Below are 11,844 nucleotides of genomic sequence, written 5' to 3' on the forward strand. Positions count from 1 at the left end.
TTTTTCGTTTTATGGATACTGTTCTGAGCGTTCTCTCATCTGTCTTTTGGGGCCTGCTGATGCTTTCCGTCCTCGTGTTTTTGCACGAGGGCGGCCACTTTTTGGCGGCGCGTGCCTGCGGCGTCCGTGTGACCGAGTTCTTTTTGGGCCTGCCGTGCCGCTTTGACATCCATTACACGTCGCGTCGCATTGGAACCAAGTTTGGCGTGACCCCGCTGCTGCTGGGTGGGTACGCTGCCATCTGCGGTATGGATCCGACCGACCTCTCGTGCGCTGATCGCGTGCTCGCGGCTATCTATCGTCATGGTCGCGTGACCGTGGCCGACCTTGCCGCCGAGCTCGAGCTATCCGAGGAGGATGTGCTCGAGGCATGCGCCTTGCTCTTGGGTTGGGGCTCTATCGCGCCTTGGTATGAGGAAGGGGAGAAGCCCTCGCCGAGCTACTATCCCACCAAGTATCAGACGCTGCCGCGAGACGCGGCGGGTTACACCACCTTTGACGGCCGCCGTTTCGATCGAGAGCATGCGACTACCGAGGGCGATGTGTGGGAGCTGCCGTGCGGCGAAGCCGAGTTCCTTGCGCAAGAGCGTTCGCATACCTATCTGGGCCAGGGTTTTCTCAAGCGCGCCTTTATGCTGCTCGCGGGCATTCTCGTCAATATCCTGACGGGCTTTTTGCTGCTTATGAGCATCTACTCTATTGCGGGTGTCACCGTGCCGATGGATACCAACGTGATCGGTCAGGTTGACGAGGGGTCTATTGCCGCCAAGGCGGGTATCGAGGGCGGCGACGCGATCCTTTCGGTTGACGGAGTATCGTGCTCTACCTGGATGGACGTTTACGATGCCATCGGCAAGGCTGCCGGAAAGGACGATATCGCCATCGAGTACGAGCGTGACGGCAAGCAGCATTCGACCGCGGTTGCGCTCAAAGAGGACGAGCGCCTAGGTGTGTATGCCTCTACGCAGGTGGTCCGTTTAGACCCCATCACGTCGGCTCGCCTTTCGTTCTCCTATGTCGTGCAGACAGCGGAGGGCGTGATGCGCCTGCTCCAGCCGCAGCATACGATGGAGATTCTCGATCAGTCTTCTTCGATCGTGGGTATTAGCGTTATGTCCTCACAGGCTGCTGCTGCCGGCCCTGCCACGTTCCTTTCGTTTGCCGCCCTCATTTCGTTCTCGCTTGGCTTTATGAACCTGCTGCCCATCCCACCACTCGATGGCGGCAAGCTGGTCATCGAGATCATTCAAAAGATTGCTGGCCGCGAGCTTCCGCTCAAGGTCCAGACGATTGTGAGCTATGTGGGCATCGCGCTCTTTGCGCTGCTGTTTGTCTATATGCTTCGTTCCGACATCCTTCGATTTATCCTGTAGGGGAGTGTTTGGATTGTCTTTATCCCATCCTTTGCCTCGCGAGTTGACGCGCCCCGTGCATGTGGGCGGTGTGCAGATCGGTGGCGGCGCGCCGGTGGTGGTCCAATCCATGACCTGCACCGATACCGCTGACGCCCAGGCAACGCTTGCGCAAGTGTGCGCGTTGGCGCAGGCTGGCTGCGATATCGTGCGTGTGAGCGTGCCCACCGAGGCCGCGCTTGAGGGTTTCCGCACCATCTGTGCCGAGTCTCCGGTGCCGATCGTCGCCGATATTCACTTTAACCATAAGCTCGCCATCGGCGCCGTCGAGGCTGGTGCCGCCAAGCTTCGCATCAATCCCGGCAATATCGGCGATTGGGCCAAGGTCGATGCCGTGATCGATGCCGCGGGTGCCGCGGGCTGTGCGATTCGTATCGGCGTCAATGCCGGTTCGCTTGAGCAGGATATCGCTGAGCGCGACGACCTCACGCAGCCCGAAAAGCTCGTGATGTCGAGCGAGCGTTTCGTCAAGCACTTTGAGGACCGCGGCTTTACGAACATTGTGCTTTCGGCCAAGGCCCATAGCGTGCAAACGACGCTCGATACCTATCGAGCCCTGTCGCGTGAGATTCCACACGTTCCGCTTCACCTGGGCGTGACGGAGGCGGGGACCAAGCTCCAGGGCACCATCAAGAGCTCTGTAGGCTTGGGTATCTTGCTTTCCGAAGGCATTGGCGACACCATGCGTGTGTCGCTCACAGCCGATCCGGTTGAGGAGCCGCCGGTCGCCTGGGGAATTTTGCAGTCGCTGGGCCTGCGTCGCCGTGGTCCCGAGATTGTCTCGTGCCCCACGTGCGCCCGCTGCCAGGTTAACCTGATTCCCATCGCCGAGGAGGTCATCGAGCGGCTTAAGAACTATGCCGCGCCGCTTTCGATTGCCGTCATGGGATGCGCGGTCAATGGCCCCGGCGAGGCTTCTGATGCCGACCTGGGCGTTGCTTGCGGACGTGGTCAGGCCTTGCTCTTTTCGCATGGCCAGATCATTGGTAAAGTAGCTGAGGACCAAATTGTCGACGCGCTGATGGCCGAGGTCGACAAACTTATTGAGGAGAAATAAATGACCCGAGCAATGTACATGTCTAAGCTCTATGCGCCGACGCTTAAAGAGGATCCGGCGGACGCTGAGCTCGCCAGTCACCGCCTGCTGCTCCGTGCCGGCATGATCCGCAAGGAGGCCGCCGGCCTGTATTCCTACCTGCCGCTTGCTTGGCGCTCGATCCGTAAGATCGAGAATATCGTGCGCGACGAGATGGACGCTGCCGGCGCCCAGGAGCTTATGATGCCTATCATGGTCGACGCCGAGTTGTGGCGCGAGTCCGGGCGCATCGACGCCTATGGCAAGGAGCTTGTGCGCTTTGACGACCGTCATGGTCGCGAGTTCGTCCTGGGCCCCACGCACGAGGAGACCGTCACGGCCCTGGTGCGCAACGAGCTGCGCTCCTACAAGCAGCTGCCCGTCAACCTGTACCACATTCAGGACAAGTTCCGCGACGAGTTCCGCCCCCGCTTTGGCCTGATGCGCGGTCGCGAGTTCATCATGAAGGACGCCTACAGCTTCTCCGCCACGCAGGAGAGCCTGCAGGAGGAGTATGACAAGATGAAGCAGGCCTACGCTAACATCTGCGAGCGCTGCTATATCAAGGCCCTGCCCGTTGTTGCCGACTCCGGTGAGATCGGTGGCGATACCTCCGTCGAGTACATGGCTTTGGCCGACGCCGGCGAGGCTTCGCTCGTCTACTGCGACGATTGCGGCTTTGCTGCCGATGACGAGGCGGCAAGCACCAAGGTCGTCGTGACCGAGGGTCCTGGTGACGGTACGCTCACCAAGGTTGAGACTCCGGGCATGGGCACCATTGAGGCCGTTGCAAAGTCCTTTGGCTTCCCCGAGAACGGCACGCGCAAGTCCTTGGCTCTCATCGATGCCGAGGGCAAGCCAGTCGTGGCCATTGTCCCGGGCGATCATGAGCTCAATGACTGCAAGGCCGAGCATGTCTTTGGCAAGGGTTATCGCATGATGACCGATGAGGAGCTCCAGACCTACGGTCTGCATAAGGGCTTTATCGGACCGGTTAACCTGCCCGAGGGCATTCGTCTGGTGTGCGACGAGAGCCTGCGCGATTCCAAGCAGTGGGCCTGCGGTGCCAACGAGGTCGATTATCACTTTACCGGTGCCTGCCCCGAGCGCGACTTTACCGTCGATGAGTGGGCCGATCTGGTCACCGTTGTCGCCGGCGACCCCTGCCCGCACTGCGGCAAGCCGCTCTCCGCTGCCCGCGGCATCGAGGTCTCTCAGGTCTTCCAGCTGGGCACCAAGTATTCCGAGGCCATGGGTGCCACCTTTATGGACGAGGACGGCAAGGAGAAGCCGCTCATCATGGGCTGCTACGGCGTTGGTGTGTCCCGCTCGCTCGCTGCCGTCGTGGAGCAGCACAACGACGAGCACGGTATCGTCTGGCCGGTCTCCGTTGCCCCGTACGAGGTCGCGGTGATTCCGCTCGATCCCAAGAAGGAGGAGTGCGCTACCGTCTGCGAGCAGATCGTTGATGGCCTGTGCGCCGAGGGTATCGAGGTTGTCGTCGACGACCGCGACGAGCGTCCCGGCTTTAAGTTTGCCGACAACGACCTTATGGGCTTCCCGTATCAGGTCGTTCTGGGTAAGCGTGGCCTTAAGAATGGCACCGTTGAGCTCAAGGACCGTGCCACGAGTGAGCGCGAGGATGTGGCGATCGACGAGGTCGTCGCCAAGGTCGCCGAGCTTGTGAAGGCAGCACGCCGTTAATCGACGATTTCGCTTGTAGTTCGATATACGGGACGGCCCCGCATTTCTCCAGATCGGGGAGATGCGGGGCCGTCCTTTTATCTTGTGGCATCCTCGATATCTAAAAGGAAAACCCCACAGCCCATGCGAGCTACGGGGTTTTCCTTGTGCCTCCGATGCGAAATTAATCGCTCAGATATTACTGATAATCGACGACGTCGATCCAGTTCTTCAGGAACTCATCGTTCACGTTGCGCTTACGAGCGAGCTCGGAAGCGGCGACGATGCTCGTCCACTGACGCACGACCTGCATGGGCATGTCGGCGCGGTCGCAGTAGAGCTCCAGGTAGGCCTCAGCCTGATCCTTGCTGTTGAGGGCAAAGAGCAGGTAGGTGGTGGCAACGTCGGCAGCAGGGGAGCCCTGGGTGGCGTGTGCCCAGTCGCACACATAGAGCTGGCCGTCGTCGCCGACGATGACGTTGGAGGGGTTGAAGTCGCCGTGGCAGACCTTGAACTCCTTGGTCATGCCGTCCAGACGCTCCTGAAGGTTGTAGCGCGTGGTGGCATTGAGCTGATCAAGGCTGTCGATCATGCGGGCGTACTTGTCGCGCTGACGGTTGAGCAGCGGGGAGGTGTAGCCGTGGATCTCGATCTGGAGGTCGACGAACATCTCGAGGTACTCACCAAAGCGCTGGGGCTCGGCAGTCATCTTCTCGGCAAGGGTAGTGCCCGGAACCTTCTCGGTCACGAGCGCCCAGCCGTTGGCGTTCTCGAGCTGGGAAACCTCGAGCGCCTTGGGGCTGCGGATGCCGCACTCATTGATGCGGGCAAGATTCAAAGCCTCGTTGAACACGTCGGAGACAGGCTTGGTCTCGTTAAAGACCTTGACAATCTTGTCGCCCAGGTCGTAAACGACCTTGTTGCCACGGCGGACGAGCTCGGTCTTGGAATCGGGTAGCAGCATGGTTGCATCCTTTCAACGATGCGATAGAAGCGACGGCGGGGGTGTGTGAAACACCCGTGCACCCCCGCCGTTAAAAACCGTGCTAAAACTAGCAGACGGCGTAATCCTGGGGCTCGCGGCCGTAGTAGGCGTCCAGGTAGAGCTCCTTGATCTCGCTCATGAGCGGGTAGCGCGGGTTGGCGCCGGTGCACTGGTCGTTGAATGCCTGCTCGGTCATTTCGTCGAGGGTGTCGAGGAAGTACTGCTCGTCAACACCGTAGTCGGCGATGGTCTTCTTGACGCCGATGAAGTCCTTGAGCTCTTCGAGCTTCGTGATGAAGTTCTCGAAGACCTCCTTGTCGTCCTTGCCCTCGATGCCGCAGTACTTGGCCATCTCGGCGTAGTTGTGCAGCGCGTTGGGGTAAGGATACTGGGAGAAGGTACCCATCTTGACGGGAGCCTCGGCGGCGTTGTAGCGCATGACGCGGGTCAGGATGACAGCGTTTGCGAGGCCGTGGGGCAGGTGATGGAAAGCGCCGAGCTTGTGGGCCATGGAGTGGTTGAGGCCCAGGAAGGCGTTGGCGAAGGCCATACCGGCCATGCAGGAGGCGTTGTGCATCTCCTCGCGGGCGTGCGGGTCCTTGGCGCCGTTCGTGAAGCTGGAGGGCAGGTTCTCGAAGACGAGCTTGGCAGCGCGCTCGGAGAGGCCCTTGGTGTAGTCGGAAGCCATGATGGAGACGTAGGACTCGATGGCGTGGGTCATGACGTCGATGCCGGAGGCAGCGGTCAGGCCGCGCGGGGCGGTCATGCAGTTGTCGGCGTCGACGATAGCCATGTTGGGGAGCAGCGCGTAGTCGGCGAGCGGCCACTTGATGCCGGTCTCCTTGTCGGTGATGATGGCGAACGGCGTGCACTCGGAGCCGGTACCCGAAGAGGTCGGGACGGCGACGAAGTAGGCCTTCTTGCCCATCTCGGGGAAGGTGAAGATACGCTTGCGGATGTCCATGAAGTCCATGGCCATGTCCTCAAACTTGCACTCGGGGTGCTCGTACATCATCCACATGATCTTGCCGGCGTCCATAGCGGAGCCACCGCCGACGGCGATGATGACGTCCGGCTCAAAGAGAGCCATCTGCTTGGCGCCGCGACGTGCGCACTGCAGCGACGGATCGGGCTCGACGTCGTAGAAGCAGTCGTGGGCGATGCCCATCTCGTCGAGCTTGGCCTCGATGGCGCGGGTGTTGCCATTCTTGAAGAGGAACTGGTCGGTGACGATGAAGGCGCGCTTCTTGCCCATGACGTTGCCCAGCTCGTCGAGGGCGACGGGCGTGGAACCCTTCTTGAAGTAGACCTTCTCGGGAGCGCGGAACCACAGCATGTTCTCACGGCGCTCGGCCACAGTCTTAACGTTGATCAAGTGCTTCACCCCAACGTTCTCGGAGACGGAGTTGCCGCCCCAGGAGCCGCAGCCCAGGGTCAGAGACGGCTTCATGCCAAAGTTGTACAGGTCACCGATGCCGCCGTGCGAGGACGGGGTGTTGATGACGATACGGCAGGCCTTCATGACGTGCTCGAACAGGCTGATCTTCTCGGCCTGGGCGGGGTGCACGTACAGAGAGGCGGTGTGGCCCGGGCCACCGGCGAGCACGAGGTGCTCGGCCTTGTCGACGGCCTCCTGGAAGTCCTTGGCGTGGTACATGGCCAGGACCGGGGAGAGCTTCTCGTGGGAGAACTCCTCCTTGGCGGGGTCGGTGGAGGTGACCTCGGCGATCAGGATCTTGGTCTTGGCGGGAACCTCGATGCCGGCGAGCTCGGCGATCTTGGCAGCAGCCATGCCGGGGATGCGGTGATCGAGAGCGCCGTTCTTGAACATGGCGGCACGCAGGGCCTCCATCTCGGCACCCTGCTTGACGAAGTAGCAGCCGCGCTTCTGGAACTCGGCCTTAACCTGGTCATAGATGCTGTCGATGACGGTCACGGACTGCTCGGAAGCGCAGATCATGCCGTTGTCGAAGGTCTTGGAGTGGATGATGGAGTTGACGGCGAGCAGCACGTCGGCGGTGTCGTCGATGACGACCGGGGTGTTACCGGCGCCAACGCCCAGGGCGGGCTTGCCCGAGGAGTAAGCGGCCTTGACCATGCCCGGGCCACCGGTGGCGAGGATGATGTCGACGTCGCGCATGACCATGTTAGTCAGCTCGATGGAGGGGACATCGACCCAGCCGATGATGCCCTCGGGGGCGCCGGCCTTGACGGCGGCGTCAAGCACGAGCTTGGCGGCGGCGATGGTGCACTTGGCGGCAGCCGGGTGCGGGGAGATGATGATGGCGTTGCGGGTCTTCAGGCAGATCAGCGTCTTGAAGATCGCGGTGGAGGTGGGGTTGGTCGTCGGGATGACGGCGCCCACGATGCCGATGGGCTCGGCGATCTTGGTGATGCCGTAAGCCTCGTCGCGCTCCAGGACACCACAGGTCTTGGTGTTCTTGTAAGCGTTGTAGATGTACTCTGCGGCGTAGTGGTTCTTGATGACCTTGTCCTCAAGAACGCCGCGGCCGGTCTCCTCGATGGCCATCTTCGCCAACGGGATACGAGCCTTGTTGGCGGCCATGGCGGCCTCATAGAAGATCTTGTCGACCTGCTCCTGCGTGTACGTAGCAAAAAGCGCCTGGGCCTCTCGCATCTGAGCGAGCTTGGCCTCAAGCGCCTCTACGTTGTCCACAATTGCGGGAGTAGTGTTTTCCGGTGACTTTTTCACCATTTGTGTCTCCTTGCGATCGGAGATTTACCCTACGCCTTGCATGATAGCAAGAAATTATTCGGTGAACGGTAAGATTCCCGTAAAAGGCACACTAAAACGCTTCAATAAACTGAAACGCTTTAACTAAAACTATCTGCCTGCTGCATCGCCCCGCTCATTGGGGACAGACTCTCATGAGTATTTCAATGGGAAAACGGGACATCTGTTTGATAATCGCTATTCGCGGGTCGCGGTTGAGTCGGACATACAGGCGGTGCAGCTACTCGATTACATCCATCTCAATCCCGTGTAAGGTGCGTTCGACTCGCTCGAGGCGTACCGTTAGTTACAAGGCATATCAGCTGGGCTATGATCCCTTTGACATCTGCAAACCCTCATGTAAGTCTGTCCCCAATGAGTGCAAAAAGGCGCCCTCCGTAGGGGAGGACGCCTTTGGTAAGTTCTATATGAACGCGAGGTCTTTGACCCGGAGAGTCCGAGGTACTTGTTGGTAAGACCTTATTTAGGAGCGCGCAACCTTGCCGGACTTGAGGCAGGTGGAGCAAACGTTCATCTTGCGACGGTGACCATCGACGACGACGTAGACGCGCTGGATGTTGGGGCGGAACTTACGGTTGGTGACGCGGTGAGAGTGGCTGATGGAGCGACCGGCAACGGGGTGCTTACCGCAAACTTCGCAAACTTTGGACATAACTGACCCTCCTTGGGCGACAAACGAACATGTCGCGTTAACAAACAAGCCTGAACTATAGCACAGAAGTCGCTCCCTGTGCGCAATCTACACAGAGATATTCCTCTTTTGGCGATAGTGCCCACGCCACGGCCCTGGACGTAGATCCGATTTGCGTGCAGCAGAGGGGATTATGCCAGCTCGTGCGTGCGTTTTCAAGCTCGTCCCACAAATATATATAGGTTTATTGGGCTTTGGGCTCCGTTTGCGGATTGCTCTGTATTTATGCTCGCAATTAAGCTCGAGGTTGGCTACACTATCCCTTGACCATTAAAGGGGTACGAGATACCCACATGGAATTACATAGCTGCCAAAGAGCAGCCCTTCCTGTGGGTGTCTGGTCCGCTTTAAGCGGTCGGGCATCTATTTTTTTGACTGTGTCAGCAGTCAAGACATGTGAGGAAGGAGATCGATGGGCACGACTTCCCCCAAGGCGGTCATCATGGACGAGACCGCCGTCAATCGAGCGATGACCCGCATCGCGCACGAGATTCTCGAGCGCAACGAGGGCTGTGAAGACCTCGCTCTGGTCGGCATCGTCACGCGCGGCGACCTTCTGGCAAAGAAGCTCGCCGAGGAGATCAAGGAGATCGAGGGCGTCGAAGTTCCGCTCGGCAGCCTGGACATCAGCTTCTACCGCGATGACTATGCGACCAATTTCGCTCCCGCGATCCACGCCACCAACATTCCCTTTAGCGTCGACGGCAAGCGCGTCGTGCTGGTGGACGACATCCTGTATACGGGCCGTACCATCCGCGCCGCTCTCGACGCCGTCATGGACCTGGGCCGTCCGAGCCGTATTGAGCTGGCAGTTCTCGTTGACCGCGGCCACCGCGAGCTCCCCATCTCGCCGGACTTTGTCGGCAAGAACGTTCCCTCGTCGCATGAGGAGAACGTGCATCTATATATGAAGGAAGTCGACGGCCACACCGCCGTCGAGATCAACGACGTCGCGCCGGGCTCCCACGTGGGTTCTGCGCCGCTGGGAGGTGAGTAGTACCGTGGCGTTCAACCATAAGCACCTGATCGACATTACCGAGTACTCCGAAGAGGACATCAAGCTCATCCTCGAGACCGCCAAGGCGTTCTCCGAGGTCAACGAGCGTGCGATCAAGAAGGTCCCCACGCTCAAGGGTAAGACCATCGTCAACATGTTCAACGAGCCCTCGACGCGCACCCGTAGCTCCTTCGAGCTCGCCGAGAAGCGTCTTTCGGCCGACAGCCTCAACTTTGGCGGCTCTTCGACCTCTACGGTCAAGGGCGAGAGCCTCGTCGACACCGTCGAGACCCTCAATGCCTATAAGATCGACTGCATCGTCGTGCGTGATAAGCACGCCGGCGCGCCCTACATCGTCACGCAGAACTCGCCCGCGAGCGTCATCTGCGCCGGTGACGGCAAGCACAACCACCCCACGCAGGCTCTGCTCGACCTGTATACCATCTGGGAGCACAAGGGTGACTTCCACGGTCTGAAGGTCGCCGTCGTCGGCGACATCTCCCACTCCCGCGTTTGCGGCTCGCTGATCCCCGCGTTGAAGATCATGGGCTGCGAGACCTACGCCGTCGCCCCCGGCACGCTGCTGCCGCCGGCGCCCGAGGTTCTGGGCTGCGACCACGTGACGAGCGACCTCGATTCCGTCCTGCCCGAGCTGGACGTCGTCTACATGCTGCGCGTGCAGCAGGAGCGCCTCGAGGGTGCCCCGTTCCCGACCATTCGTGAGTACCACAAGCTCTTCGGTCTGACCAAGGACCGCGAGAAGCTCATGAAGCCCGATGCGATTATCTGCCACCCGGGCCCCATCAACCGCGGCGTCGAGTTCGACTCCTATATGGCCGACCACCCGCAACGCTCCGTCATCCTGGAGCAGGTCTACGCCGGTATCTGCGTGCGTATGGCTATCCTGTATCTGCTGCTTGGAGGTGCCGATAATGGCCTTGCTTCTTAAGAATGCCCACGTCGTCGACCCGTCCGTCGAGCTTGACGGTGTCGTTGACGTCCTGATTGACGGCGACAAGATCGCCGAGGTCGGCGAGAATCTCGCCGTCGAGGGAGCCGAGGTTCGCGACCTTTCCGGCAAGTACCTCGTCCCCGGCCTGGTGGATATGCACGTTCACCTTCGCGAGCCCGGCTACGAGGTCAAAGAGGACATCGAGAGCGGCACCCGCGCAGCTGCAAAGGGCGGCTTTACTGGCGTGTGCTCCATGCCCAACACCGATCCCGTTACCGATAACGGTACCGTCGTGGAGTTCGTTAAGTCCCGTGCTGCCGAGGTCGGTCACTGCCGCGTCTATCCGTCGGGCGCTATGACCCGCGGTCTTAAGGGCGAGGCCATGTCCGAGATGGGCGATATGGTCGCCCACGGCGCCGTCGCCTTCACCGACGACGGTCGCGGCGTGCAGGGCGCGGGTATGCTCCGTCGTTGCATGGACTACGGCAAGATGTTCGGCAAGGTCTTTATGAGCCACTGCCAGGACGAGGACCTGGTCGGCCATGGCCAGATCAACGAGGGCAAGGTCTCGACCCGTCTGGCTCTCGAGGGCTGGCCGGCTGCCGGCGAGGAGCTCCAGATCGCTCGCGACATCGAGATCGCCAAGCTGACCGGTGCCAAGCTGCACATCCAGCACATCTCCACCGCCCATGGCCTGGAGATCGTGCGTGCCGGTAAGGCCGCTGGCGTTCAGGTTACCTGCGAGGCCACCCCGCACCACATGTTCCTGACCGAGAACGACCTGGACGAGACCTACAACACTTCGCTCAAGGTCAACCCGCCGCTGCGTACCGAGGAGGATGCCGAGGCCATCCGTCAGGGCGTCATCGACGGCACCGTCGACGTTATCGTCACCGATCACGCTCCCCACACCCCGTGGGAGAAGGCCCGCGAGTTCGAGCTTGCGCCCTTTGGCATGATCGGCCTCGAGACCTCGCTGTCGCTCGTACTCACCGAGCTGGTCAACACGGGCAAGATGAGCATGGGCCGTATGGTCGAGCTCATGGCCATCAAGCCGCGTGAGATCCTGGGCCTCGACCAGGTTCAGGTCAAGGCGGGCTCCGTTGCCGACCTGACCGTGTTCGACGCGTCCGCCACCTGGACGGTTGGCGAGGACGGTTACGAGTCGCGCGCCGAGAACTCCGGTTTCGCCGGCCGAACGCTTACCGGTCGTGCCACCGATGTGTTTGTCGGCGGTAAGCAGACGCTCGCCGACGGCTGCATCTGCTAGCATAGCCTTATCGCTTTTGTGCGC

General features: G+C 60.5%; 9 protein-coding genes. 6 read left to right on the forward strand and 3 right to left on the reverse strand.

Features of this window, described 5'->3' with window-relative positions; all coding sequences use genetic code 11:
- Window positions 1-11 precede the first annotated feature (11 nt).
- The 3 genes from ACKUTP_RS06285 to ACKUTP_RS06295 are packed head-to-tail and all read left to right on the forward strand — an operon-like array spanning window position 12 to window position 4,191.
- Window positions 12-1,373: a M50 family metallopeptidase gene (locus tag ACKUTP_RS06285; RefSeq protein WP_409063832.1), complete on the forward strand. Its 1,362-nt coding sequence runs from the start codon at window positions 12-14 to the stop codon at window positions 1,371-1,373.
- A gap of 13 nt (window positions 1,374-1,386) precedes the next feature.
- Window positions 1,387-2,469: a flavodoxin-dependent (E)-4-hydroxy-3-methylbut-2-enyl-diphosphate synthase gene (gene ispG, locus ACKUTP_RS06290; protein ID WP_409063833.1), complete on the forward strand. Its 1,083-nt coding sequence runs from the start codon at window positions 1,387-1,389 to the stop codon at window positions 2,467-2,469.
- Window positions 2,470-4,191 (forward strand): proline--tRNA ligase, encoded by a 1,722-nt coding sequence (locus tag ACKUTP_RS06295; RefSeq protein WP_409063834.1) that lies wholly within the window; start codon window positions 2,470-2,472, stop codon window positions 4,189-4,191.
- Window positions 4,192-4,369: 178 nt separating this feature from the next.
- Here ACKUTP_RS06295 and ACKUTP_RS06300 read toward each other — a convergent pair whose 3' ends face one another.
- The 3 genes from ACKUTP_RS06300 to rpmB all read right to left on the reverse strand — a co-directional run bounded on the left by ACKUTP_RS06300 (window position 4,370) and on the right by rpmB (window position 8,562).
- Window positions 4,370-5,134, reverse strand: a complete 765-nt coding sequence (locus ACKUTP_RS06300; protein WP_035138543.1) for an aminoglycoside phosphotransferase family protein — start codon at window positions 5,132-5,134, stop codon at window positions 4,370-4,372.
- An 88-nt stretch (window positions 5,135-5,222) separates the two neighbouring features.
- Window positions 5,223-7,871, reverse strand: a complete 2,649-nt coding sequence (gene adhE / locus ACKUTP_RS06305) for a bifunctional acetaldehyde-CoA/alcohol dehydrogenase (RefSeq protein ID WP_316365489.1) — start codon at window positions 7,869-7,871, stop codon at window positions 5,223-5,225.
- 502 nt (window positions 7,872-8,373) lie between these two features.
- Window positions 8,374-8,562 carry a 50S ribosomal protein L28 gene (gene rpmB, locus ACKUTP_RS06310; protein ID WP_022094725.1) on the reverse strand — a complete coding sequence of 63 codons (189 nt, stop codon included), beginning with the start codon at window positions 8,560-8,562 and terminating at the stop codon, window positions 8,374-8,376.
- A 451-nt stretch (window positions 8,563-9,013) separates the two neighbouring features.
- Here rpmB and pyrR point away from each other — a divergent pair, with 451 nt between their 5' ends.
- The 3 genes from pyrR to ACKUTP_RS06325 are packed head-to-tail and all read left to right on the forward strand — an operon-like array spanning window position 9,014 to window position 11,820.
- Entirely contained in the window at window positions 9,014-9,598 is a 585-nt protein-coding gene (pyrR, locus tag ACKUTP_RS06315) for a bifunctional pyr operon transcriptional regulator/uracil phosphoribosyltransferase PyrR (protein WP_117770320.1), read from the forward strand.
- Window positions 9,599-9,602: 4 nt separating this feature from the next.
- Window positions 9,603-10,547, forward strand: a complete 945-nt coding sequence (locus ACKUTP_RS06320; RefSeq protein ID WP_055285144.1) for an aspartate carbamoyltransferase catalytic subunit — start codon at window positions 9,603-9,605, stop codon at window positions 10,545-10,547.
- A complete protein-coding gene (locus tag ACKUTP_RS06325; protein WP_349114065.1) occupies window positions 10,531-11,820 on the forward strand; it encodes a dihydroorotase in 1,290 nt (429 codons plus the stop codon). The genes ACKUTP_RS06320 and ACKUTP_RS06325 overlap by 17 nt, the downstream gene beginning before the upstream one ends.
- Window positions 11,821-11,844: the final 24 nt, after the last annotated feature.

Source organism: Collinsella sp. wc0529, from assembly GCF_046116875.1.
Classification (GTDB): Bacteria; Actinomycetota; Coriobacteriia; order Coriobacteriales; family Coriobacteriaceae; genus Collinsella.

Excerpts from the sequence above, each read along its gene's own strand:
- ACKUTP_RS06325 (WP_349114065.1), top strand. The coding sequence starts at position 10,531 with ATGGCCTTGCTTCTTAAGAATGCCCACGTCGTCGACCCGTCCGTCGAG.
- adhE (WP_316365489.1), bottom strand. The coding sequence starts at position 7,871 with ATGGTGAAAAAGTCACCGGAAAACACTACTCCCGCAATTGTGGACAAC.
- pyrR (WP_117770320.1), top strand. The coding sequence starts at position 9,014 with ATGGGCACGACTTCCCCCAAGGCGGTCATCATGGACGAGACCGCCGTC.
- ACKUTP_RS06295 (WP_409063834.1), top strand. The coding sequence starts at position 2,470 with ATGACCCGAGCAATGTACATGTCTAAGCTCTATGCGCCGACGCTTAAA.
- rpmB (WP_022094725.1), bottom strand. The coding sequence starts at position 8,562 with ATGTCCAAAGTTTGCGAAGTTTGCGGTAAGCACCCCGTTGCCGGTCGC.
- ACKUTP_RS06300 (WP_035138543.1), bottom strand. The coding sequence starts at position 5,134 with ATGCTGCTACCCGATTCCAAGACCGAGCTCGTCCGCCGTGGCAACAAG.
- ACKUTP_RS06285 (WP_409063832.1), top strand. The coding sequence starts at position 12 with ATGGATACTGTTCTGAGCGTTCTCTCATCTGTCTTTTGGGGCCTGCTG.